23 protein-coding genes are annotated in these 24333 nt (G+C 60.7%); 15 read left to right on the top strand and 8 right to left on the bottom strand.

What is annotated here, in order from left to right; genetic code table 11:
• The first annotated feature begins 1 nt into the window (after position 1).
• Entirely contained in the window at positions 2 to 772 is a 771-nt protein-coding gene (gene etfB, locus BMZ57_RS10660) for an electron transfer flavoprotein subunit beta (RefSeq protein WP_010207097.1), read from the top strand.
• A 771-nt stretch (positions 773 to 1543) separates the two neighbouring features.
• Here etfB and gbca read toward each other — a convergent pair.
• Positions 1544 to 2839 (bottom strand): glycine betaine monooxygenase oxygenase subunit, encoded by a 1296-nt coding sequence (gene gbca / locus BMZ57_RS10655; protein WP_010207096.1) that lies wholly within the window; start codon positions 2837 to 2839, stop codon positions 1544 to 1546.
• Between the two features lie 282 nt (positions 2840 to 3121).
• Between gbca and gbcB the strand changes: the two genes are divergently transcribed.
• On the top strand, positions 3122 to 4222 hold the full coding sequence (gbcB, locus tag BMZ57_RS10645) for a glycine betaine monooxygenase reductase subunit (RefSeq protein ID WP_010207095.1): 1101 nt from the start codon (positions 3122 to 3124) through the stop codon (positions 4220 to 4222).
• Between the two features lie 195 nt (positions 4223 to 4417).
• Here the strand turns inward: gbcB and BMZ57_RS10640 are convergent, their stop codons facing one another.
• Together BMZ57_RS10640 and BMZ57_RS10635 are read right to left on the bottom strand one after the other, a co-directional pair.
• Complete coding sequence (locus BMZ57_RS10640) at positions 4418 to 4615, bottom strand: hypothetical protein (protein ID WP_010207094.1); 198 nt, start codon at positions 4613 to 4615, stop codon at positions 4418 to 4420.
• Between the two features lie 176 nt (positions 4616 to 4791).
• Positions 4792 to 5832 carry a threonine aldolase family protein gene (locus BMZ57_RS10635; RefSeq protein WP_010207092.1) on the bottom strand — a complete coding sequence of 347 codons (1041 nt, stop codon included), beginning with the start codon at positions 5830 to 5832 and terminating at the stop codon, positions 4792 to 4794.
• A 90-nt stretch (positions 5833 to 5922) separates the two neighbouring features.
• Here BMZ57_RS10635 and BMZ57_RS10630 point away from each other — a divergent pair, with 90 nt between their 5' ends.
• From BMZ57_RS10630 to fdhA, 8 genes are all read left to right on the top strand, one after another.
• Positions 5923 to 6651 carry a TraX family protein gene (locus tag BMZ57_RS10630; protein ID WP_010207086.1) on the top strand — a complete coding sequence of 243 codons (729 nt, stop codon included), beginning with the start codon at positions 5923 to 5925 and terminating at the stop codon, positions 6649 to 6651.
• A 251-nt stretch (positions 6652 to 6902) separates the two neighbouring features.
• Positions 6903 to 8156: a serine hydroxymethyltransferase gene (gene glyA, locus BMZ57_RS10625; protein ID WP_069672924.1), complete on the top strand. Its 1254-nt coding sequence runs from the start codon at positions 6903 to 6905 to the stop codon at positions 8154 to 8156.
• Positions 8157 to 8178: 22 nt separating this feature from the next.
• Positions 8179 to 9429: a sarcosine oxidase subunit beta gene (locus BMZ57_RS10620; protein WP_010207084.1), complete on the top strand. Its 1251-nt coding sequence runs from the start codon at positions 8179 to 8181 to the stop codon at positions 9427 to 9429.
• A 15-nt stretch (positions 9430 to 9444) separates the two neighbouring features.
• Positions 9445 to 9747 (top strand): sarcosine oxidase subunit delta, encoded by a 303-nt coding sequence (locus BMZ57_RS10615; RefSeq protein ID WP_010207083.1) that lies wholly within the window; start codon positions 9445 to 9447, stop codon positions 9745 to 9747.
• Positions 9744 to 12761 (top strand): sarcosine oxidase subunit alpha, encoded by a 3018-nt coding sequence (locus tag BMZ57_RS10610; RefSeq protein ID WP_047542566.1) that lies wholly within the window; start codon positions 9744 to 9746, stop codon positions 12759 to 12761. Before BMZ57_RS10615 ends, BMZ57_RS10610 begins: the two co-directional genes overlap by 4 nt.
• A 123-nt stretch (positions 12762 to 12884) precedes the next feature.
• The gene (locus BMZ57_RS10605) at positions 12885 to 13517 is read left to right on the top strand and encodes a sarcosine oxidase subunit gamma (protein ID WP_010207081.1); all 633 of its coding nucleotides are present in this window, start codon (positions 12885 to 12887) and stop codon (positions 13515 to 13517) included.
• A gap of 10 nt (positions 13518 to 13527) precedes the next feature.
• Positions 13528 to 14385, top strand: coding sequence for a formyltetrahydrofolate deformylase (gene purU / locus BMZ57_RS10600; RefSeq protein ID WP_005792124.1), 858 nt, complete (start codon positions 13528 to 13530; stop codon positions 14383 to 14385).
• A 196-nt stretch (positions 14386 to 14581) separates the two neighbouring features.
• A complete protein-coding gene (gene fdhA / locus BMZ57_RS10595) occupies positions 14582 to 15781 on the top strand; it encodes a formaldehyde dehydrogenase, glutathione-independent (protein WP_010207077.1) in 1200 nt (399 codons plus the stop codon).
• 75 nt (positions 15782 to 15856) lie between these two features.
• On the opposite strand, the gene BMZ57_RS10590 is transcribed toward fdhA, so the two are convergent.
• Positions 15857 to 16315, bottom strand: a complete 459-nt coding sequence (locus BMZ57_RS10590) for an anti-sigma factor domain-containing protein (RefSeq protein WP_069672923.1) — start codon at positions 16313 to 16315, stop codon at positions 15857 to 15859.
• 136 nt (positions 16316 to 16451) lie between these two features.
• Here BMZ57_RS10590 and BMZ57_RS10585 point away from each other — a divergent pair, with 136 nt between their 5' ends.
• Positions 16452 to 17024: a DUF2780 domain-containing protein gene (locus BMZ57_RS10585; protein WP_069672922.1), complete on the top strand. Its 573-nt coding sequence runs from the start codon at positions 16452 to 16454 to the stop codon at positions 17022 to 17024.
• Here BMZ57_RS10585 and yihG read toward each other — a convergent pair.
• Positions 17021 to 17908: a 1-acylglycerol-3-phosphate O-acyltransferase, YihG family gene (gene yihG / locus BMZ57_RS10580; protein ID WP_010207071.1), complete on the bottom strand. Its 888-nt coding sequence runs from the start codon at positions 17906 to 17908 to the stop codon at positions 17021 to 17023. The two genes, BMZ57_RS10585 and yihG, sit on opposite strands and share 4 nt — an antisense overlap.
• A 171-nt stretch (positions 17909 to 18079) precedes the next feature.
• On the opposite strand from yihG, the gene rloA2 reads away from it, so the two are divergent.
• From rloA2 to creD, 4 genes are read left to right on the top strand one after another with little or no spacing between them, the layout of a single operon-like run.
• Positions 18080 to 18580 carry a retropepsin-like aspartic peptidase RloA2 gene (gene rloA2 / locus BMZ57_RS10575; RefSeq protein WP_010207070.1) on the top strand — a complete coding sequence of 167 codons (501 nt, stop codon included), beginning with the start codon at positions 18080 to 18082 and terminating at the stop codon, positions 18578 to 18580.
• A gap of 9 nt (positions 18581 to 18589) precedes the next feature.
• Positions 18590 to 19258, top strand: coding sequence for a two-component system response regulator CreB (gene creB / locus BMZ57_RS10570; protein ID WP_010207068.1), 669 nt, complete (start codon positions 18590 to 18592; stop codon positions 19256 to 19258).
• On the top strand, positions 19258 to 20697 hold the full coding sequence (creC, locus tag BMZ57_RS10565) for a two-component system sensor histidine kinase CreC (protein ID WP_010207066.1): 1440 nt from the start codon (positions 19258 to 19260) through the stop codon (positions 20695 to 20697). Before creB ends, creC begins: the two co-directional genes overlap by 1 nt.
• Before the next feature lie 51 nt (positions 20698 to 20748).
• Complete coding sequence (gene creD / locus BMZ57_RS10560) at positions 20749 to 22122, top strand: cell envelope integrity protein CreD (RefSeq protein WP_010207064.1); 1374 nt, start codon at positions 20749 to 20751, stop codon at positions 22120 to 22122.
• Between the two features lie 94 nt (positions 22123 to 22216).
• On the opposite strand, the gene BMZ57_RS10555 is transcribed toward creD, so the two are convergent.
• The 3 genes from BMZ57_RS10555 to BMZ57_RS10545 all read right to left on the bottom strand — a co-directional run bounded on the left by BMZ57_RS10555 (position 22217) and on the right by BMZ57_RS10545 (position 24303).
• Entirely contained in the window at positions 22217 to 22846 is a 630-nt protein-coding gene (locus BMZ57_RS10555) for a glutathione S-transferase N-terminal domain-containing protein (protein ID WP_010207062.1), read from the bottom strand.
• A 34-nt stretch (positions 22847 to 22880) separates the two neighbouring features.
• Positions 22881 to 23498: a helix-turn-helix transcriptional regulator gene (locus BMZ57_RS10550; RefSeq protein WP_010207061.1), complete on the bottom strand. Its 618-nt coding sequence runs from the start codon at positions 23496 to 23498 to the stop codon at positions 22881 to 22883.
• Between the two features lie 79 nt (positions 23499 to 23577).
• Complete coding sequence (locus BMZ57_RS10545; RefSeq protein WP_010207059.1) at positions 23578 to 24303, bottom strand: amino acid ABC transporter ATP-binding protein; 726 nt, start codon at positions 24301 to 24303, stop codon at positions 23578 to 23580.
• Positions 24304 to 24333 lie beyond the last annotated feature (30 nt).

Genomic DNA, 24333 nt, shown 5'->3' with positions numbered 1-24333 from the left:
CATGAACACAAATGTTATCAGCTTGGTGTCCATCGGCGCCCACCCGACCTCCGGGCGACCACGCCGTGCCGAGCAAGACGCGCGCGCGGTGGAGCTCGGCCTGCAAATGGCTGGGGATAAGTTGCAGGTGCTACACGCGGGCGACATCAGCGAGCCGACCCTGCGCAGCTACCTGGGCATGGGGTTGCCGCAGTTGCATGTGCTGGAGCAGCCAGCGGGCAGTGATGCCTTGCCGGTGCTCAGTGAATACCTGCGTGACGCCGGTGCCCAGGTGGTGCTCGCCGGCAGCCAGGCGGAAACCGGTGAAGGCTCGGGCATGTTGCCGTTTTTGCTCGCCGAGCAATTGGGTTGGCCTTTGATTGTCGGGCTGGCGCAGGTCGAGTCCATCGACGGCGGTGTGGCCCATGTGCTGCAAGCTCTGCCACGTGGGCAACGACGACGCCTGAAGGTACGCCTACCGTTTCTGGCGACGGTGGATAACGCCGCGCCCAAGCCTCGGCAGAGTGCCTTCGGCCCGGCGCAGCGCGGTGAGCTGGCGGCCCACGAAGTCGAAATCGAACAAGACGAGTTATTCACAGACGCCGTGCTGCAGCCGGCCAAGCCACGCCCCAAGCGCCTCAAGGTAATCAAAGCCAAGAGCGGTGCTGACCGCATGAAAGCCGCCACGGCCAAGGCCAGTGGTGGCGGTGGTCAAGTGCTCAAGGGGCTCAGCCCGGAAGCGGGCGCCGAGGCCATTCTCAAGCTGTTGATCGAGGAAGGCGTCGTACGCTGATCGAATGTGGGAGCGGGCTTGCTCGCGAATGCGGTGTGCCAGTGCCTGTGTTGGCTGACACCTGCCTTCGCGAGCAAGCCCGCTCCCACCTTGGTTCTGCACTGTCCGTGGGATTACCCACAATCCCTGTTGACCCGTCTGTGGATAACCTGTTCGCGGTTGTCCACAGCCCGTTACAATCAAGCCCTCCAGCCCTTTGTACGAAAAACAACCAGGCTAACTGACGGTTTTTACTCGGTTTTTTTGCGCTGTCCGAGCATTTTTCCGCACAGAGTTGCCCCCATACTCTGTTGGCGCTTCTGTGGATAACGTGTTCGCTATCGGCTGCAGCCCTTATTAATCAAGGCTTTCAATCGACTGATCAAAATATGATCAATTAGGGGTATTTACTCACCGGAATCTCTGGAAACCGCGATTTATGAAGCTTTGAAGGGGTTTTCCACAGCGTCGTGCAAGTTGCCCCCAAAGTCTGTTGGTGCTTCTGTGGATAAGGTGTTTGCGTACCTCTACACGTCACGTAATACAACGCTTTCAGGGGTTTGATCAATAAGTGATCAACCGCTGACAAAACCCCGGTACTCAAATAAGTCACGGATTTTCTTCATTTAATTTAGGGTGGAAGGCGCACTTGCCCACAATTGCTGTGGGTGGCTCTGTGGATAAGTTGTTGGGTAAAGGCTGGAGGGTACGTCAGGAGAGGGGTTCAGAGGTTTTGATTAAAATTTGAACACTACATAGGAGCCGGCTTGCCGGCTCCTACAGAGGGGAAGGTTACTCGTGAGCCGCAACGCCTTTGAGGTAAGGCGCCGGAGCGGCCCCCAGGTTGCTCAACATGCGCTCGCTGTACCAGTCCACGAAGTTCACCACGCCGAATTCATAGGTCTTGGAATACGGGCCTGGCTGGTAAGCGGTGGAGTTGATCCCGCGCTGGTTCTCTTCGGCCAGGCGACGGTCCTGGTCGTTGGTGGCGTCCCACACTTGGCGCATGCGGTCCACGTCGTAGTCCACGCCTTCCACGGCGTCCTTGTGCACCAGCCACTTGGTGGTGACCATGGTTTCCTGAGCGCTGATCGGCCACACGGTGAACACGATGATGTGATCGCCCATGCAGTGGTTCCAGGAGTGGGGCAGGTGCAGGATGCGCATCGAGCCCAGGTCCGGGTTCTTGATGCGGCCCATGAGTTTGGCGCAGCCCTGCTTGCCGTCCAGAGTCATCGACACGGTGCCCTTGAGCAGCGGCATGCGCACGATGCGGTTACGCAGGCCGAAGCTGGCGTGGGCGTAAGGGATCTTCTCGGCATCCCAGGCGGCGGCGGAGGCGGCCACGTGGTCCTTGAACGCCTGGTCGGCGCGCGGGTCGGTGACGTCGTCCCATTCCAGCAGGGTTTTCAGCAGTTCCGGGTGCGACGCGTTGCAGTGATAGCACTCGCGGTTGTTTTCCAGCACCAGCTTCCAGTTGGCTTTCTCCATCAAGGTGGTGGTAATCGCCACCTTGGTGTTCTCCATGTCGTAGGGTTCCATGTAGTGGTTCAGTGTCGACAGGAAGTCATCGATGGCTGGCGGGTTCTCCGACAGGCTGATGAAGATGTAGCCACCGGCGGTCTTCACGTTGACTGGCTTGAGGCCGTACTGCTTCATGTCGAAGTCGGCGCCCATCTCGGTGCCGGCGAACAGCAGGCGGCCATCCAGTTCGTAGGTCCACTGGTGGTAGTGGCAGACCAGTTTGGCGACCTTGCCCTTGTCGCTGGTGCACAAGCGCGAGCCACGGTGACGGCACACGTTGTGGAAGGCATGCACCACGCCTTCGGCGCCACGGATCACGATGATCGGGTTCTTGCCCACTTGCAGGGTCAGGTAGTTGCCCTTGGCCGGGATCTCGCAGGTCATGCCGGCGATCAACCACTCTTTCTGGAAGATTTCCTGCATGTCGATATCAAACAACCGCTCATCAGAGTAAAACGGCTGCGGCAGCGAGAAAGTGCGCTCGCGCTCTTGCAGCATTTGCGCGGTGGCCTTGCGTGCGGGTTCCAGCGGATCGCCCAAGCTTAAGGTTGCGGTGACGTCCATCGTGTGTGTCCTCATGGCCATTCTGTGTGGCCGGCGAATAGTGGCTACGGTTGGTGCTTTGCAAGGCGTAAAGAAAGCGTCGTTGTTGGGAGCGAGTGTGGGGCCGGCGATGTGGCGAACCTTATCCATGGGCGACATGGCCCAATCTGTTCCCGACGCGCAACCCTAGGTCGTTGGGGGCTGGTCGCGATAAGTATGTGAATGTCGCAGATAGGTAAATGGGTGGTTCTGACGTTACGCAGAATCGCCACCATAAGGCCGATGTCGGCGGTGGAGAACAACATGTCCAATAATTTCCTGAATCCGGTAACCACCCAGACCTGGGCCAATGGTCGACACATTGTCCGTTGCGTCAAAGTCATCCAGGAAACCTGGGACGTGCGCACCTTCTGTTTCATGGCCGACCAGCCGATCCTGTTCTTTTTCAAGCCAGGGCAATTCGTCACCCTGGAGCTGGAAATCGACGGCCAGCCGATCATGCGCTCCTACACCATTTCCAGCTCGCCCTCGGTGCCTTACAGCTTCTCGGTGACCATCAAGCGCGTGCCGGGCGGCAAGGTTTCCAACTGGTTGCACGATACCCTTCATGAAGGGCAAGAGTTGGCGGTGCACGGGCCGGTGGGCTTGTTCAACGCCATCGACTTCCCGAGTCCGAAAGTGCTGTACCTCAGCGGCGGCGTGGGCATCACGCCGGTGATGTCGATGGCGCGCTGGTTCTACGACACCAACGCCAACGTCGACATGACGTTTATCCACAGCGCCCGTTCGCCCAAGGACATCATCTATCACCGCGAGCTGGAGCATATGGCGTCGCGGATCGACAACTTCAGCCTGCACCTGATCTGCGAGAAACATGGTTTGGGTGAGCCTTGGGCGGGTTATCGCGGTTACCTGAACCACAAGATGCTGGAACTGATGGTGCCGGACTTCCTGGAGCGCGAAGTGTTCTGCTGCGGCCCTACGCCTTACATGAACGCGGTAAAGCGCCTGCTGGAAGTGGCAGGGTTCGACATGACGCGGTACCACGAGGAATCGTTTGGCGCCACACCGCCGGAAGCCCGTGCGGACGCGGTGGAGCAAGCCGAACAAGCCGCCGACGCGCCGGAAATCGACCTGGCGGATCTGCACCAGGTGGAGTTCATTGCGTCGGGCAAAAGCATTCGCGTCGCCCCCGGCGAAACCGTGCATGCCGCAGCCGCCAAGCTTGGCCTGTTGATCCCCAAAGCCTGCGGCATGGGCATCTGCGGCACCTGCAAGGTGATGAAGCTGGGCGGCGAGGTGGAGATGGAGCACAACGGTGGCATCACCGAAGAAGACGAAGCCGAAGGTTATATCCTGTCGTGCTGCAGTGTGCCGAAGGGTGATGTGCGCATCGAGTTCTGACCCTCAGTAGAGTGCTGGCCGCCGACCCGGTTGACGCCGCGCGCTCCGCCGTGGCGGTCGCAGGCCGCGATGAACATGCAGTTGACCGCCGTCCAGGGCACCGGGAAATAGAGCATCAAGAGCCGAAGGCCTTGTGAGCGAAATCACATCAGTGCCGCGTCGCAGGTCATGAGTCTGCGGCGCGAGCCTTAGTGGTTAGCGGACGAAAAGGTTGATGGTGTACGCGCCGGATGCTGTCATTTCGAACTCTTTGCCGGTGACCGTAAAGAGCCTGGAAGGCTCGACGATGGTGTCGCCGACATTCGCCAGCTTCCTCAGGTCGTCGAGGCTGACGAGTGTGGCGCTGGTGGCGTCTCGGCGTTGCGAGTCAATCGTGTAGCGTTGAATTTCCATGATGTTGCCCTCTATAGGATTTCCCTTTCCAGCCGAATATTCGGCAGGCAGTCAGCCCCGAAAAAACGCGTCCGTTTGTTCGGGGTGACGAAATCCTAACCAAGGCAGGGGGTAGATAGATACTGTCAGAAATACCTACAAACAGTCTCTGAAAACGCCCTGAAGGGCCCGTCGTTTCAGGCTTCCATTACTTTCCGAATATCCGCCGCCAATTCTCTTACACGTTCTTCCTCGGTATCCCACGCACACATGAAGCGTGCGCCGCCTTTGCCGATGAACGTGTAGAAGCGCCAGCCCTTGGCGGTCAACGCCGCAATCGCCGGTTCCGAGAGCTGCAGGAACACGCCATTGGCTTGCACCGGGAACATCAGTTCCACGCCGGGAATGTCGGCCACCAGGCTGCTTAGCAGTTGTGCACAGTGGTTAGCGTGGCGTGCATGCTTGAGCCAGGCATCGTTTTCCAGCAGGCCCACCCACGGGGCGGAGAGGAAGCGCATTTTCGACGCCAACTGGCCGGCCTGTTTGCAGCGGTAGTCGAAGTCTTCGGCCAGCTTATGGTTGAAGAACAGGATCGCTTCGCCCACGGCCATGCCGTTTTTGGTGCCGCCAAAGCACAGCACGTCCACGCCGGCCTTCCAGGTCAGGTCCGCCGGTGAGCAGCCAAGGAATGCGCAGGCGTTGGAGAAGCGTGCGCCGTCCATGTGCAGGTTCAGGCCCAACTCTTTGCAGGTGGCGCTGATGGCGCGGATTTCATCCGGGGTATACACGCTGCCGACTTCGGTGGCCTGTGTCAGGGTGACCACGCGCGGCTTGGGGTAGTGAATGTCCTGGCGCTTGAGGGCGATCTCGCGGATCGATTCCGGGGTCAGTTTGCCGTTTTCGGTGCGCGCGGTGAGCAGCTTGGAACCGTTGGAGAAAAACTCCGGTGCGCCGCATTCGTCGGTTTCGACGTGGGCGGTTTCCGAGCAAATCACGCTATGGTAACTCTGGCACAACGAGGACAGCGCCAGGGAGTTGGCGGCGGTGCCGTTGAAGGCGAAGAACACTTCGCAGTCGGTTTCGAACAGGTTGCGGAAACCGTCGGCGGCACGGTGGGTCCATTCATCATCGCCGTAGGCGCGCTGATGGCCCTGGTTGGCTTGTTCCATGGCGGCCCAGGCTTCCGGGCAAATGCCCGAATAGTTGTCACTGGCGAATTGTTGGCTCTTGTCGGTCATGGCCCATTCCTGTGGTCGATGTTGGTGCGCACTGTAACCAAGATTGTCGCGGGTGCGCACGCACTGTAAATGCAAAGTCACTGGGGAATTATGCACGGTACTGGAACCCTGCCTGTCGGACATGTCCGTGACGGCGCTTTGGATCTGCTCAAGTGGCTGGCGCTGTTGAGCATGGTGCTCGACCACCTGCGCTATGTCGGGCTGAGCCTGGACGGCCTGTATGTGCCGGGACGCTTGGCGTTCCCGTGGTTTTGCCTGGCGATTGCGGCGAATCTGCATCGGGTCAGGCACGCACCCGTGACAGGCCAATGGCGCTACCTGGGCTGGCTGTTGGTGTTCAGCGTGATCAGCGAAGTGCCCTATCGGCTGTTTATCGAGGATGCCGATACGTTGAACGTCTTGCCGACCTTGGCACTGGGCCTGCTGGTTGCCCGAGGATGGCAGCAGAAGGCGCTTTTTGATCGCGTATTGGCGCTGATTGCCGTCACGATCGCCGCCGTGTTTTCCACGCAGCTGATGTTCGGTTTGTTTGGTGTATTACTGCCGCTGGCGATGCTGCTGGTGTTCCGTCGTCCCTGGTATTTCAGCGTGTTGCCGGGGTTGGTGTGTGTGGCCGCCAATCAATGGCAGATTCTGCTTAATAGCGGCACGCCTGTCGCGTTGTCGGGATTGGCCGCATGCCTGATCGCGCCGTTGGCGGGATTAGTCCTGTTGCGACATGCCAAAGATGTCACGCCGCCGGCCATGCGCCGTTGGGCTTACGCCCTCTACCCCCTGCATTTCCTTCTGCTGCTGCTCGTTCGCAAGATCATCGCTTAACCCTTGTGGGAGCTGGCTTGCCTGCGATGGCATCACCTCGGTTCTGCTTATAGACCGAGGTGTCTGCATCGCAGGCAAGCCAGCTCCCACACAAGCCCATTCCCACATTTGTTTCGGTGTTGTTCACGCCATGTCGTAAACGCACCTTTGCGTGGCGTCCGTAGGCATTTGATCTTGAGGCGTCAGCCCTACCATCGCATCAAAGGGCCCCTGAACGGGCCTCAACAATACGAAAGGCTGGGAGAGACGCGATGTTCAGCAAACAAGACCAGATCCAGGGATATGACGACGCACTGCTGGCGGCCATGAATGCCGAGGAGCAGCGTCAGGAAGATCATATCGAGCTGATCGCGTCAGAGAACTACACCAGCAAACGCGTGATGGAAGCCCAAGGCAGCGGCCTCACCAACAAATACGCGGAAGGTTATCCGGGCAAGCGCTACTACGGTGGCTGCGAGCACGTGGACAAAGTTGAAGCCCTGGCCATTGAACGCGCCAAGCAACTGTTCGGCGCCGATTACGCCAACGTGCAGCCGCACTCCGGTTCGTCCGCCAACAGTGCGGTGTACCTGGCCCTGCTGCAAGCCGGCGACACCATCCTCGGCATGAGTCTGGCGCACGGCGGTCACCTGACCCACGGCGCCAAAGTGTCGTCTTCGGGCAAGGTGTACAACGCCGTGCAATACGGCATCAACACCGACACCGGCCTGATCGACTACGACGAAGTCGAGCGTCTGGCCGTCGAGCATAAGCCGAAAATGGTGGTGGCCGGTTTCTCTGCCTACTCCAAGACGCTGGATTTCCCACGTTTCCGTCAGATTGCCGACAAGGTGGGCGCACTGCTGTTCGTTGACATGGCCCACGTCGCTGGCCTGGTTGCCGCCGGCCTGTACCCGAACCCGCTGCCGTATGCGGATGTGGTCACCACCACCACCCACAAGACCCTGCGCGGTCCACGGGGCGGTCTGATCCTGGCCAAGTCCAACGAAGAAATCGAAAAGAAACTCAACGCCGCGGTATTCCCCGGCGCCCAAGGCGGCCCGCTGATGCACGTCATCGCCGGCAAGGCCGTGTGCTTCAAGGAAGCGCTGGAGCCAGGCTTCAAGGCCTATCAGCAGCAAGTGATCGATAACGCCCAGGCCATGGCCGATGTGTTTATCAAGCGCGGCTACGATGTGGTATCCGGCGGCACCGACAACCACCTGTTCCTGGTCAGCCTGATTCGTCAGGGCCTCACCGGCAAAGAAGCGGACGCCGCCCTGGGCCGCGCCCACATCACCGTCAACAAGAACGCCGTGCCGAATGACCCGCAGTCGCCGTTCGTGACCTCGGGCCTGCGTATCGGCACCCCGGCGGTGACCACGCGTGGTTTCAAAGTGCCGCAGTGCATCGAACTGGCCGGCTGGATCTGCGACATCCTCGACAACCTCGGCGACGCCGATGTCGAGGCCAACGTGGCCAAGCACGTGTCTGCCCTGTGCGCTGATTTCCCGGTTTATCGCTGAGCGCGGTTTTGGAGTAATGACTATGCAACGCTACTCGGGCTTCGGCCTCTTCAAGCACTCACTCAGCCACCACGAAAACTGGCAGAAGATGTGGCGCACGCCGACCCCTAAGAAGGTCTACGACGTGGTCATCGTCGGCGGCGGCGGGCATGGTCTGGCGACCGCCTACTACCTGGCCAAGGAGCACGGCATCACCAACGTGGCCGTGGTCGAGAAAGGCTGGCTGGGCGGCGGTAACACCGCGCGCAACACCACCATCGTGCGTTCCAACTACCTGTGGGACGAGTCGGCCCACCTGTACGAACACGCGATGAAACTGTGGGAAGGCCTGTCTCAGGACCTGAACTACAACGTGATGTTCTCCCAGCGCGGCGTCTACAACCTGTGCCACACCCTGCAGGACATTCGTGATTCCGAGCGCCGCGTCAGCGCCAACCGCCTCAACGGTGTGGACGGCGAACTGCTCAACGCCAAGCAAGTGGCCGACGAGATTCCGTACCTCGACTGCTCCAAGAACACCCGCTACCCGGTCCTCGGCGCCACTGTGCAACGTCGTGGCGGCGTGGCCCGTCACGATGCCGTGGCCTGGGGCTTTGCGCGTGCCGCCGACGCACTCGGCGTGGACCTGATCCAGCAGACCGAAGTGATCGGTTTCCGCAAGGAAAACGGCGTGTGCATCGGTGTGGAAACCAACAAGGGCTTTATCGGCGCCAAGCGCGTCGGTGTGGTCACTGCCGGTAACTCCGGGCACATGGCTTCGCTCGCCGGGTTCCGCCTGCCGATTGAATCCCACCCGCTGCAAGCCCTGGTGTCGGAGCCGATCAAGCCGATTATCGACAGCGTGATCATGTCCAACGCCGTGCACGGCTACATCAGCCAGTCCGACAAAGGCGACCTGGTGATCGGCGCCGGTATCGACGGCTACAACGGCTACGGCCAGCGTGGTTCGTACCCGGTGATCGAGCACACCATCCAGGCCATCGTCGAGATGTTCCCCGTGCTGTCGCGCGTGCGCATGAACCGTCAGTGGGGCGGGATCGTCGACACCACGCCCGACGCTTGCCCGATCATCTCCAAGACGCCGGTGCCGAACATGTTCTTCAACTGCGGTTGGGGCACCGGTGGCTTCAAGGCCACACCGGGCTCAGGCAACGTGTTTGCCGCCAGCCTCGCCAAGGGTGAAATGCACCCGCTGGCCGCGCCTTTTTCCATCGACCGTTTCCACAACGGTGCGTTGATCGACGAACACGGCGCTGCGGCCGTCGCCCACTAACAGGAGAAATTCCCTATGTTGCATATCTTCTGTCCTCACTGTGGCGAACTGCGCTCCGAAGAGGAATTCCACGCGTCCGGCCAAGCGCACATCCCGCGCCCGCTGGACCCGAACGCCTGCACCGATGAAGAGTGGGGCGACTACATGTTCTTCCGCGACAACCCCCGTGGCCTGCACCACGAACTGTGGATCCACGCGGCGGGTTGCCGTCAGTACTTCAACGCGACCCGCGACACCCTGACCTACGAAATTCTTGAAACCTACAAGATCGGTGAGAAGCCACAATTCACCGCCAAGGCCTCTGGAGAGAAGGTATGAGCCAGACCAATCGCCTGTCCAACGGTGGCCGGATCGACCGTAATAAAGTCCTGACGTTTACCTTCAACGGCCAGAGCTACAAAGGCTTTGAGGGCGACACACTGGCCGCAGCCTTGCTGGCCAACGGCGTCGACATCATCGGCCGCAGCTTCAAGTACTCGCGTCCTCGCGGCATCTTCGCGGCAGGCGCTGAAGAGCCGAACGCGGTGCTGCAGATCGGCGCCACCGAAGCCACGCAAATCCCTAACGTGCGCGCTACGCAACAGGCGCTGTACCAGGGCTTGGTCGCCACCAGCACCAATGGCTGGCCGAACGTCAACAATGACGTGATGGGCATTCTCGGCAAGGTTGGCGGCAAGCTGATGCCGCCGGGCTTCTACTACAAAACCTTCATGTACCCGCAATCGTTCTGGATGACCTACGAGAAGTACATCCGCAAGGCCGCTGGCCTGGGCCGTTCGCCGACCGAGAACGATCCGGACACCTACGACAACTTCAACCGTCATTGCGACGTGCTGGTGGTGGGCGCAGGCCCTGCCGGTTTGGCGGCTGCACTTGCCGCTGCGCGCAGCGGTGCCCGTGTGATCCTCGCCGATGAGCAGGAAGAGTTCGGCGGTTCGCTGCTGGACTCGCGTGAAAGCCTCGACGGCAAGCCGGCGGCTGAATGGGTTGCCAGCGTCATTGCCGAACTGAAGGCCCTGCCGGACGTGGTGCTGCTGCCTCGCGCCACCGTCAACGGCTACCACGACCATAACTTCCTGACTATTCACGAGCGCCTCACCGATCACCTTGGTGACCGTGCGCCGATTGGCGTGGTGCGTCAGCGTATCCACCGTGTGCGCGCCAAGCGCGTGGTGTTGGCGACCGGTGCGTGCGAGCGTCCACTCGTCTACGGCAACAACGACGTGCCGGGCAACATGCTGGCTGGCGCGGTGTCCACTTACGTGCGCCGCTACGGCGTGGCACCGGGCAAGAAACTGGTGTTGTCCACCAACAACGATCACGCCTACCGCGTAGCGCTCGACTGGCTCGATGCAGGCCTGCAAGTGGTTGCCGTCGCCGATGTGCGCCACAACCCACGTGGCGCACTGGTTGAAGAAGCCCGCGCCAAAGGCATTCGTATCCTCACCGGCAGCGCCGTGATCGAAGCCCGTGGCAGCAAGCACGTCACCGCCGCCCGCGTGGCCGCGATCGATGTGAAAGCGCATAAAGTCACCAGCCCCGGCGAATGGCTGGACTGTGACCTGGTCGCCAGCTCCGGCGGCTACAGCCCGGTAGTCCACCTGGCTTCGCACCTGGGCGGCAAGCCGACCTGGCGTGAAGACATCCTCGGTTTCGTGCCGGGCGAAGCACCGCAGAAACGCGTGTGTGTCGGCGGTATCAACGGCGTTTATGGCCTTGGCGATTCGCTGGCGGATGGTTTTGAAGGCGGCGTGCGCGCGGCCAGCGAAGCCGGTTTTGCCCCGGTGGAAGGCACTCTGCCAAAGGCCTTGAGCCGGCTGGAAGAACCGACGCTTGCGGTGTACCAAGTGCCGCATGACAAGCCGACGGCACGGGCACCGAAGCAATTTGTCGACCTGCAAAACGACGTGACCGCTGCCGCCATCGAACTGGCGACCCGAGAAGGGTTCGAGTCGGTCGAGCACGTCAAACGCTACACCGCGCTGGGCTTCGGCACCGACCAGGGCAAGCTGGGCAACGTCAACGGCCTGGCCATTGCCGCGCGCTCGCTGAACGTGACCATCCCGCAGATGGGCACCACCATGTTCCGCCCGAACTACACGCCGGTTACGTTTGGCGCAGTGGCGGGCCGGCACTGTGGGCACATCTTCGAGCCGGTGCGCTACACCGCGCTGCACGCCTGGCACGTGAAGAACGGCGCCGAGTTTGAAGATGTCGGCCAGTGGAAACGCCCTTGGTACTTCCCACGCAACGGTGAAGACCTGCACGCCGCGGTGAAGCGTGAATGCCTGGCTGTGCGCGACAGCGTCGGCCTGCTGGACGCGTCGACCCTCGGCAAGATCGACATTCAAGGCCCGGATGCGCGTGAGTTCCTCAACCGCATCTACACCAACGCCTGGACCAAGCTCGACGTGGGCAAGGCGCGCTACGGCCTGATGTGCAAGGAAGACGGCATGGTCTTCGACGACGGCGTCACTGCCTGCCTCGCCGACAACCACTTCCTGATGACCACGACCACCGGCGGCGCCGCCCGTGTGCTGCAGTGGCTGGAAATCTACCAGCAGACCGAATGGCCAGACCTCAAGGTGTACTTCACTTCGGTCACCGACCACTGGGCGACCATGACCCTGTCCGGCCCCAACAGCCGCAAGCTGCTGGCGGAAGTGACGGATATCGACCTGGACAAGGACGGCTTCCCGTTCATGACCTGGAAAGAAGGTTTGGTCGGCGGCGTACCGGCTCGCGTATTCCGGATCTCGTTTACCGGTGAGCTGTCGTACGAAGTCAACGTGCAGGCTGACTACGCCATGGGCGTACTGGAAAAAATCGTCGAGGCCGGCAAAAAGTACAACCTGACCCCGTACGGCACCGAAACCATGCACGTACTGCGGGCCGAGAAGGGCTTCATCATCGTCGGCCAGGACACCGACGGCTCGATGACTCCGGACGACCTGAACATGGGCTGGTGCGTCGGTCGTACCAAGCCGTTCTCGTGGATCGGCTGGCGCGGCATGAACCGTGAAGACTGCGTGCGTGAAGAGCGTAAGCAACTGGTGGGCCTGAAACCGATCGACCCGACCGTGTGGCTGCCAGAAGGCGCGCAGCTGGTGTTTGATCCGAAGCAGTCGATTCCGATGAAGATGGTGGGTCACGTCACCTCAAGTTATGCCCACAACTCCCTCGGCTATTCGTTCGCGATGGCAGTGGTGAAGGGCGGCTTGAAGCGCATTGGCGAGCGGGTGTTCTCACCGCAAGCGGATGGCAGCGTGATTGAGGCGGAGATTGTGTCTTCGGTGTTCTTCGACCCGAAAGGCGATCGCCAGAACATCTGATGCACCGAGTCGCCTGCATCGCAGGCAAGCCAGCTCCCACAGCGCAATGCGTTGCAAATGTGGGAGGGGGCTTGCCCCCGATGAGGCCAGAACAATCACCACAGCATTCAGAACAGGTGCTTTATGACAGCAGCCAACGTATACCAACAACGCCCCACCACCGGCGCCAAGGCCGAGTCGTCGCTGCACCATGCCGACCTCGCCAGCCTGGTCGGCAAAGGTCGCAAGAACGCCGGTGTGACCGTGCGCGAGAAAAAGCTTCTGGGCCACCTGACCCTTCGCGGTGATGGCCACGATGCAGCCTTCGCCGCCGGCGTGCACAAAGCGCTCGGCATTGAGCTTCCAGGGGCCCTGCAAGTCATCGTCAAAGGCGAAACCAGCCTGCAATGGCTCGGCCCGGATGAGTGGCTGCTGATCGTGCCAAGCGGTGAAGAATTTGCCGCCGAGCAAAACCTGCGTGCCGCCCTGGGTGATTTGCATATCCAGATCGTCAACGTCAGCGGCGGCCAGCAGATTCTTGAACTCAGCGGCCCGAACGTGCGTGACGTGCTGATGAAGTCCACCAGCTACGACGTGCACCCCAACAACTTCCCGGTGGGCAAGGCGGTGGGCACGGTGTTCGCCAAGTCGCAACTGGTGATCCGCCACACGGCTGAAGACACCTGGGAACTGCTGATCCGTCGCAGCTTCTCGGATTACTGGTGGTTGTGGTTGCAGGATGCATCTGCCGAATTTGGCCTGAGCGTCCAAGCCTGAGGAATACCCCATGAGCCGCGCACCCGATACATGGATTTTGACCGCCGACTGCCCCAGCGTGCTCGGCACGGTGGACGCGGTCACCCGCTACCTGTTCGAGCAGGGTTGCTACGTTACTGAGCACCACTCGTTCGATGACCGGCTGTCGGGCCGGTTCTTCATCCGCGTGGAGTTCCGCCAGCCCGACGGTTTTGACGAGCAGGCCTTTCGTGATGGCCTGGCCACCCGGGGTGAAGCCTTCGGCATGATCTTCGAGCTGACGGCGCCGAACTACCGGCCAAAAGTGGTGATCATGGTCTCCAAGGCCGATCACTGCCTGAACGACCTGCTGTACCGCCAGCGCATCGGCCAACTGTCGATGGACGTGGTGGCGGTGGTGTCCAACCACCCCGATCTCAAACCTTTGGCCGACTGGCACCAGATTCCCTACTACCATTTCCCCCTCGACCCCAACGACAAACCGTCCCAGGAGCGTCAAGTGTGGCAGGTGGTGGAAGACACCGGCGCGGAACTGGTGATCCTTGCGCGCTACATGCAAGTGTTGTCGCCGGAGCTGTGCCGCAAGCTGGATGGCAAGGCCATCAACATTCATCACTCGTTGCTGCCGGGGTTCAAGGGCGCCAAGCCGTATCACCAGGCGTACAACAAGGGTGTGAAATTGGTCGGCGCCACGGCGCATTACATCAACAACGACCTGGACGAAGGCCCGATCATTGCCCAGGGCGTGGAAGTGGTGGATCACAGCCACTATCCCGAGGATTTGATTGCCAAGGGACGGGATATTGAAGGGCTGACACTGGCCCGGGCGGTGGGGTATCACATTGAGCGAAGGGTGTTTCTCAACGCCAATCGCACGGTCGTTCTTTAGATCGCTATCGCAGGCACGCCAGCTCCCACATTCGACCGCATTTCAAGGTTGGAACCCGATCAAATGTGGGAGCGGGCTTGCCCGCGATGAGGTCCTTACTAACAACGCAAAAACAGCATCTGTACCCGAGCACTTAAACGCGCTGCCCAACCAAAGAGGCAACGCAGTTCCATAAAAACAACAGCGAGGTGAAAGCATGTCTGGTAATCGTGGTGTCGTGTATCTCGGCAGCGGCAAGGTCGAAGTACAGAAAATCGACTATCCCAAAATGCAGGACCCCCGTGGCAGGAAGATTGAGCACGGCGTCATCCTGCGCGTGGTTTCCACCAACATCTGCGGCTCCGACCAACACATGGTGCGCGGCCGCACCACTGCCCAGACCGGCCTGGTGCTCGGTCATGAAATTACCGGTGAAGTGATCGAGAAGGGCAGCGACGTCGAGAACCTGAAAATCGGCGACCTGGTTTCCGTACCATTCAACGTAGCCTGCGGCCGCTGCCGCTCCTGCAAAGAACAACACACCGGCGTGTGCCTGACCGTCAACCCGGCCCGTGCCGGCGGCGCCTACGGCTATGTCGACATGGGCGACTGGACCGGCGGCCAGGCCGAATACGTGCTGGTGCCCTATGCCGACTTCAACCTGCTGAAACTGCCGGACCGCGACAAGGCCATGGAGAAAATCCGCGACCTGACGTGCCTGTCCGACATTCTCCCGACGGGCTACCACGGCGCCGTCACAGCGGGCGTGGGCCCAGGCAGCACCGTTTACATTGCCGGTGCCGGCCCTGTGGGCTTGGCCGCTGCGGCTTCAGCCCGCCTGTTGGGCGCAGCGGTGGTGATCATCGGCGACGTCAACTCTATCCGCCTGGCGCACGCCAAGGGGCAGGGCTTTGAAGTGGTCGACTTGTCCACCGATACCCCGCTGCACGAACAGATCGCCGCGTTGCTCGGCGAGCCGGAAGTGGACTGCGCCGTCGACTGCGTAGGTTTTGAAGCCCGCGGCCACGGCCACGACGGCGTCAAGGCCGAAGCACCGGCCACCGTGCTCAATTCATTGATGGGCGTGGTGCGCGTGGCCGGCAAGATCGGTATCCCTGGCTTGTACGTCACCGAAGATCCAGGTGCTGTCGATGCCGCCGCGAAAATGGGCAGCCTGAGCATTCGTTTCGGCCTGGGCTGGGCCAAATCCCACAGCTTCCACACTGGGCAGACGCCAGTGATGAAGTACAACCGCCAGCTGATGCAGGCGATCATGTGGGACCGTATCAACATTGCCGAGATCGTCGGCGTGCAGGTGATCAGCCTGGATGACGCGCCACGTGGGTATGGCGAGTTTGATGCGGGTGTGCCGAAGAAATTTGTGATCGATCCGCATAAGTTGTTCAGCGCGGCATAAACCCCAGGCTATCGAAGATCCACCTGCGGGAGGGGGGCAAGCTCTCTCCCGCAGGGTTTTGTGGTATTTGAAGTATCAGCGGTAGGCCAGTGCGCCTTGGTACACCGTCGGGCCGGTGGGCTGCTTGCTCAACGACCCACCCTTAGTTTCCGAACTCACCATCAATTCCACCGGCTTGCGAATGCTGGCCTGCTGGCGCGGGTTCAATCCAATGATGCCCTTGCCATCCTCCGGTAACAGCCCCAGGGAAACCGGCGCGCTGCCTTCTGGCATGGCCCACAGTTCCAGGCTGCGGTCGGGTTCAGGTGCCGCCGTGGCAATGGGGTCGACTTCGAGGTAATCCTTGTGCGCCATGATCTGCGCCGCCGGCTGCTGGGTGGTGGTCACCAGGGTCGCGGCGGATTTGACGCTGTCCTGGGTATAAAGCGCGCCGCCGAGCCCGGCGACGATGGCCACGCACACGCCGATGAACACGCGCGGGCGGCTCCAGAATGGGTTTTTTTGTTCAATTACTGGGGGGCGGCTGGCACTCATAAGGCTGTTCCTGGCAAGTCTTGAAGTCATTTCATGGACTCTGGTATGCCGATTGGGTTCCTCGACCGACCTGGAACAATGTGCCGGATGCCCAGTCAAACGCCTGCTTTCACCCCTATACCCAGAGGTTGTTTCGATGAAGATTTCACGCGGTTTCGCCCTTTCCTGCCTGATGACCCTGGCAGCCGACCCGGTGTTTGCCGCAGGCTTCAGCCTTGGTGACGCGGCCAATGCCATTTCCGGCATGCAGGGTGGCAACAACAAGGCCGCAGCTGCCGCACCGTCGTCCGAGACGGCTGGCTTGTTGAGCGCACTGACCTCACAACTGAACATCACCCCTGAACAAGCCGTCGGCGGCACGGGCGCGATGCTGGGCCTGGCCAAGAACAAGCTGAGCGGTAACGATTATTCGCAACTGGGCAATAGCGTGCCGGGCCTCGACCAATTGTCGGGCAACAACGCATTGGGCAGCCTCGGGGCCTTGAGCGGGATGCTCGGCCAGACCGGTGGCAGCAAGACCAGCGGCCTGGACGGCCTTTTGGGCAACGTGAAGAACACCAACGACCTGAACACTGCCTTCAGCGCTTTGGGCATGGACAGTGGCATGATTGGCCAATTTGCCCCGGTGATCCTGCAATACCTGGGCGGCCAGGGCGCCAGCAGCTCGGTGCTGGGCAAGCTGGCCCAGGCCTGGGGCACCGGCAGTTAAGAACGCTCTGCGCGCAGTTGCTCGATGCGTGCGTCCTTCTCCGTCCAGAGCTGGTTCACCCAGCTCTGGACGGTCTGGCGAAACGCCGGATCATTCTCGTAATCCCCTTGCCACAACGCCGGATCCAGCTCACGGGTGCGGATATCAATGATCACCTCTGGCACCGCGCCACTGATCAAATCCCAGAACCCTGGAATCTGCTGCTGCGGATAGACCACGGTCACGTCGAGCACGGCATCCAGCTGTTCACCCATCGCTGCCAGCACGAACGCCACGCCGCCCGCTTTGGGCTTGAGCAAGCGGGTAAAGGGTGAATCCTGCTGCTTGCGCTTGGTCTCGTTGAACCGCGTGCCTTCCAGGTAATTGACCACCGTCACCGGCTGGCGCTTGAACAGCTCGCAGGCTTCCTTGGTGATCTTCAAGTCCTGCCCCGCAAGTTCCGGGTGCTTGGCCAAGAAGGCCTTGGTGTAGCGCTTCATGAAGGGGTAATCCAGTGCCCACCAGGCCAGGCCGAGGAAGGGCACCCAGATCAGCTCTTTTTTCAGGAAGAATTTGAAGAACGGTGTGCGGCGGTTGAGGGCCTGGATCAGCGCCGGGATATCCACCCAGGATTGGTGATTGCTGATCACCAGGTAGGACGTATCGCTGCGCAGGTCTTCACCGCCGCGAATGTCCCACCGGGTCGGGATGCACAGCGAGAAGATCAGCTTGTCGATCTCGGCCCAGGTCTCGGCGATCCACATCACCGCCCACGACATGTAGTCACGCAAGCGGCCCGGCGCCGCCAGCTTGAGCAGCGCGAACACCATCAACGGGCCGATCAGAATCAGCGTATTGAGCAATAGCAGCAGTGAAACAAAACAGCCGGTGAGCAGGCGGCGCATAAGCAACTCTTGGGATCTGGTGGGCGGGCCATGATAAGCAAGCTGAGTCTAGAGGCCAAATCACAAAGCGTCGGACGAATGTTTCACAATGTGCCTGCTAGGGTTGAACGCTAACTAAAGACGGCTTTTGCGGTCTAGAATCCGCCTACTTCTTTCCGAGGAAATCACTTCGTGAAACTGCTCCTTGCCTCTCTCGCCCTGGCTGCCCTGCCTGTCATGGCCGCCGAACCGACCCTCTACGGTCGCTACGAATACATCCAGTTGCCGGAGATCGGTGAAACCTTCAAGGCCAAGATGGACACCGGTGCGCTGACGGCTTCGCTGTCGGCCCGTGACATCGAGACCTTTACCCGTGACGGCGACGACTGGGTGCGCTTCCGCCTTGGCGGCAAGGATGCTTCCAACAAAGTCTACGAACACAAGGTGTCGCGCATCAGCAAGATCAAAAGCCGCGCCGACGAAGACGACGACAAGGATGAAGCCTCCGTGGCCAAACGCCCGGTGATCGACCTGGAAATGTGCCTGGGTAACGTCAAGCGCACCGTCGAGGTCAACCTCACCGACCGCAGCAGCTTTAACTACCCGCTGCTGATCGGCGCCAAGGCCTTGCGTGAATTCGGTGCAGCGGTGAACCCGGCGCGTCGTTACACTGCCGACAAACCGGACTGCTGACGGACCACCATGCCGCATATCCTGATTGTCGAAGACGAAGCGGCGATAGCCGACACGCTGATCTTCGCCCTGCAAGGGGAGGGCTTCACCACCACCTGGCTGACCCTCGGTCAGGCGGCGCTTGAGCATCAGCGCCAGACGCCCGCCGACCTGATCATCCTCGACATCGGCCTGCCCGATATCACGGGTTTTGAAACCTGCAAGCAATTGCGCAGGTTCAGTGAAGTGCCGGTGATGTTCCTCAGTGCGCGGGATGGCGAGATCGACCGCGTGGTGGGGCTGGAGATCGGCGCCGACGATTATGTGGTCAAGCCCTTCAGCCCACGGGAAGTGACGGCGCGGGTCCGGGCGATCCTTAAACGCATTGGCCCAGGTGCTGCGCCGGCAGTGTTTCAGGTTGATCTGGAGCGCATGCAAATTGCATATCGCGGCCAGCCCTTGAGCCTGACGCGCCATGAGTTCCGCCTGCTGCAAAGCCTGCTGGAACAACCCGAGCGTGTGTTCAGTCGCGAGCAATTGCTGGATGCCGTCGGTGTGGCGGCGGATGCCGGCTACGAGCGCAATATCGATAGCCACATCAAAAGCCTGCGCAGCAAGTTGCGCAGCGTGGCCGCCGATGCCGAGCCGATCCAGACCCATCGCGGCCTCGGCTACAGCTACAGCCCGGGCAACAGCTGATGCGCCTGGGGCTGCGGATCTTCCTGGTGTATGCGCTGTTCATCGGCCTGACCGGCTACTTTGTGCTCAGCACGGTCATGAAGGAAATCCGTCCCGGTGTGCGTCAATCCACCGAAGAAACCCTGGTAGACACCGCCAACCTGCTGGCCGAGATCGTGCGTAATGACGTGAAGAACGGCACCCTCGGCCAAAGCCACTGGCCGGAACTGCTCAAGGCCTACGGCAACCGTCAGCCGGGGGCGACCATTTGGGGGTTGCCGAAGAATCAGGTCAACCACCGCATCTACGTGACTGATGCCAAGGGCACCGTGCTGCTCGACTCCACGGGCGAGGCGGTGGGGCAAGACTATTCCAAATGGAATGACGTGTACCTGACCCTGCGCGGTGAATACGGTGCGCGTTCCACCCGCAGCGAGCTGGATGACCCGACTTCGTCGGTGATGCACGTGGGCGCGCCGATCCGTGACAACGGCCAGATCATCGGCGTGGTCACCGTGGCCAAGCCGAACAGTTCATTGCAACCGTACGTCGACCGCACCGAGCGCCGCCTGCTGTGGTACGGCGCGGGCTTGGTGATTCTGGGCCTGCTGCTGGGTGCGCTGCTGTCGTGGTGGCTGAGCGTTGCGCTGCGCCGGCTGACCGCCTACGCCGAGGCCGTCAGCGAGGGGCGGCGTGCCGAGTTGCCCCATTACCGCGGGGGTGAACTCAAGCAACTGTCCACCGCCGTGGAGCACATGCGCACGCAGTTGGAAGGCAAGGCCTACGTCGAACATTACGTACACACCCTGACCCACGAACTGAAAAGCCCATTGGCCGCGATTCGCGGCGCGGCGGAGCTGTTGCAGGGTGATATGAGCCGCGAGCAACAGCAGCGCTTCGTCGGCAATATCGACAGCGAAAGTGCGCGCCTGCAGCAGTTGATCGAACGCCTGCTGAACCTGGCGCAGGTCGAACAGCGCCAGGGCCTGGAAGAGCAGGCGAGTATCTCGTTGGCGGCCATGGTCGATGAGGTACTCAAGGCCCAATGCGCGCGGATCGAAGGCGCCGGGTTGCAGGTCGAGCAGTCGATTGCGGCGCAGGTGAAGGTGTACGGTGAACCCTTCCTGTTGCGTCAGGCCCTGGGCAACCTGCTGGAGAACGCCCTGGACTTCACGCCGCCTGGCGGCCTGTTGAGGTTCAGCGCGCAGACGCGACACAACGATGTGCAAGTATGCCTGTTCAACCAGGCCGCACCGATTCCCGACTACGCCCTGCCACGCCTGAGTGAGCGCTTTTACTCGCTGCCACGTCCGGCCAGTGGGCGCAAAAGCACCGGCCTGGGCCTCAACTTTGTCGAGGAGGTTGTGAAGTTGCACGGCGGCGCGTTGCAGATCGGCAATGTCGACGGCGGCGTGCTGGTGGTGCTGCATCTCCACACAGTCTCCACATTGCCCACATAAATCCCCCACACAGGCTGCCCAGACTCTTCCCATCAAAACAGGGAGAGACCCATGAACCGCAGCCTGCTTTTCAAACTTGGCGCGATTGCGCTGCTGATGCTGTTATTGCTCATTCCGTTGCTGATGATCAACGGCATCATTGCCGATCGCCAGTTCACTCGCGATAACGTCCTGGACGACATTGCTCGCAGTTCCAGCTACAGCCAGCGCCTCACCGGCCCGGTGATGGTGGTGCCGTATCGCAAGACCGTCCGCGAGTGGAAGCTCAATGAAAAGCTCAACAAACGTTACGAAGTCACCCGTGAAGAGCGCGGTCGTCTGTATTTCCTGCCGGATCGATTTGAGCTCGACGGTAAGGTGCAGACCGAACTGCGCGCACGGGGCATTTACCAGGCGCGGTTGTTCCACGCCGACAACCGCATCAGCGGGCGTTTCGAGTTACCTGCGCAATTGGGCATTGCTGAGAACTTTGCCGATTACCGTTTTGAGCCGGCGTTTCTGGCGGTGGGCATCAGCGATATTCGCGGTATCGAAAACGCGCTGAAACTGGAGCTGGGCAGCCAACAACTGGAGTTCGAACCGGGCTCCCAGGTGGACTGGCTGGGTGAAGGCGTGCACGTGACATTGCCGGAGCAGGACAGCAAAAAGCCCAACGTCGTGGACTTCGCTTTCGACCTGCGTCTGCAAGGCACCGAGCAACTGCAAGTGGTGCCGGTGGGCAAGACCAGCCAGGTATCGCTGGCTTCCAACTGGCCACACCCCAGCTTCATTGGTAACTTTCTGCCGGCACAACGCGAGATAACCGACACGGGTTTTACCGCCAACTGGCAGACGTCGTTCTTCTCCACCAACCTCGAACAAGCCCTGCAAACCTGCCTGGACAAACAGGGCTGTGATGATTTCAACAACCGCAGCTTCGGGGTGAACTTCATCGACCCGGTGGACCAGTACCTCAAGAGCGACCGTGCGATCAAGTACGCACTGCTGTTCATTGCCCTGACCTTTGCCGGCTTCTTCCTGTTCGAGGTGCTCAAGAGTCTGGCGGTGCACCCGATCCAATACGCGTTGGTGGGGTTTGCGCTGGCGTTTTTCTACCTGTTGTTGCTGTCGTTGTCCGAGCACATAGGCTTCGCCCTGGCTTACCTCATCTCTGCCAGTGCCTGTGTGTTGTTGATTGGCTTCTATGTGTGCCATGTGCTGCGCAGCATCATCCACGGCCTGGGCTTCTCGGCGGGGTTGGCAGCATTGTATGGCTTGTTGTACGGGCTGTTGAGTGCCGAGGATTACGCGTTGCTGATGGGCTCGTTGCTGCTGTTTGGACTGTTGGGCACGGTGATGGTGCTGACACGTAAGTTGGACTGGTATGGCGTGGGCAAGCGCAAGGCGGCCGAGCCTTTGGCATTTGACCTGGAGGCGGTGCAATGATCGGGTTGCGTGAGGATCAGCAGATCAAGGCGCGGTTGGTGGCAAGGATTAACCAACTGTTCCCGCTCTCCATAGGGGACCGTGTTACAGCCAGTCAAGCCGGTGGTTGTGTTTCCAGCATCGAAGGGCGCTGGCTGACGTCGGCGTACCAGGCGGCAAGCTGCGGATTATCCACGCGCCATTGCAGATCCGGATGACGGAAGTCGAGGTAACCCAAGGCGCAGGCCACGCTGATGGCGGCGATGTCGAAGTGGCTGGTCAGCTCGGCAATCGCGTCAGTCTCTAATTCAGCCAGGCTGCGGCGGATCTTTTTGCGCTGTTCGTCGAGCCACTGGTCCCACTGTTTTTCGACTGGGCGCAGGGCGGTTTCGTAGCGCACCAATACGGCGGCATCCATGATGCCGTCGGCCATCGAAGCCAGGGTCAGGCGGCGCCAGCGGGCTGAGCCGTCGCGAGGGATCAGCGGGTTGCCGACGTGCTGGTGGTCGAAGTAATCGAGGATCACCCGGCTGTCGTGCAACACCGTGCCATCGGCCAGGCGCAGGGCCGGGATCTTGCCCACGGGGTTGCCTTGCACCACCTGCGCATCCGGGTTGACCGGGGTCGGCATGCAGCCATGCAGGGCTACGCGGCCCTGCTGGCCGGTTTCAGCCAGCAGCACGCGAACCTTACGAACGAACGGTGAAGCGGGGTTGTGAAACAAGGTCATGCTGGGAGCGGACATGGGCATTCCTCGGAAAGGGCTGTAGGGCCTGTGTTCAGTTGTTTTCTTGCGGGATGGCTTTCAAGTAGTTGTAAACCGTCGCTCGGGAGATCTCGAAGTACTCGCCGAAATAATCGACGAAGTTGCGGATGTCCAGCAGCCCATTGGCTCGCGCTTGTATGAGGACAAGCATGATTTCGGTGCGCCCGAAATCACCTCGCCGCACGCAGTGTTCGACGGAGATCTTTTCGACGATGTCGTTGAGTGTTTCCCGCCAGTCAGCGCTAAACAAGGGGGCGGGGCGCGCCTGGGGCTGCAGGCCCACAGCGAAACCACTCAGTAGCTTTTGCACCTGCGATAACGCCGTGACATCGAAGTTCAGGCACAGGAGTGCAACGATTTCGCCGCTCTCCGAGCGGGCAACGATAGAAATCGAACGTAGCGTACGGTTGTTGGGGCCGGCTTTCTCATACGGCCCGAGGACATCCAGCCCTGGGGCCAGGTCCGGAAGGTCACAAATCAGCGATGCGTCACCGACCTTGCGCTTGGAGAAACCATTGGCGATGTGCACGATCAAGCCGCTGCGGACATCGTGAACCACCGCTTCCAGGTCGGGGAAAAGCAGAGCAGCGATGCCGTCTGCCGCTGCGTTCATGAAGGCGATACTGGCCATGGCGATCCAAGCACAGGTAGGTGGAGGCAACGATTGTACGGAGTCGGCCACACCTTTGACAGGTGCGTTGGCGCGGCCCTCAGTGGTGGATCTGCGCCAGGAAAGCTTGAGCCCTGTCGCTCTTGGGGGCGGTAAAGAATTGCTCCGGGGGCAGGTCTTCGACAATACGTCCCGCATCGAGGAACAACACTCGCTCGGCAACCTGGCGCGCGAAGCCCATTTCGTGGGTAACGCACAGCATTGTCATGCCGGTGTCGGCCAATGTGACGATGACGTCCAGCACTTCCTTGACCATTTCCGGATCGAGTGCCGAGGTGGGTTCGTCGAACAGCATGATTTTCGGCTCCATGCACAACGCCCGGGCGATGGCCACGCGCTGCTGCTGCCCGCCTGAAAGTTGACTGGGGTACTTGTTCGCCTGGTTTTCGATACCGACCTTGTCCAGAAAGTGCCGTGCGTGCGCTTCAGCACGCTTGCGTGAGAAACCGCGAACCGACATCGGGGCCAGTGTGCAGTTTTGCAGGACCGTCATGTGGGGGAACAGGTTGAAGTTCTGAAACACCATGCCAATCTCGCGCAGCGCTTTATGTCGGGCTGGCGATGGTTTTCCGAGGTCGGCATCCAAGGCGCGGATAACCCCGCTATCTGCGACTTCAAGGCGGCTGATGCAGCGAATCAAGGTCGATTTTCCTGAGCCGGATGGCCCGCACAGGACGATGCGTTCACCTTGGCTGACGGTGAGGTCAATGGCGTGAAGTACCTGGAAGTTGCCATACCATTTGTTCAATCCACTGATTTGCACCACGGACTCTCGCGTTGGCAGGGCTGGAAGGCA

The organism is Pseudomonas simiae (genome assembly GCF_900111895.1).
In the GTDB taxonomy this organism is placed as follows: Bacteria; Pseudomonadota; Gammaproteobacteria; order Pseudomonadales; family Pseudomonadaceae; genus Aquipseudomonas; species Aquipseudomonas simiae.
The sequence above is the reverse complement of the archived record's forward strand: the minus strand, read 5'-3'. Positions and strand labels throughout refer to the sequence as shown.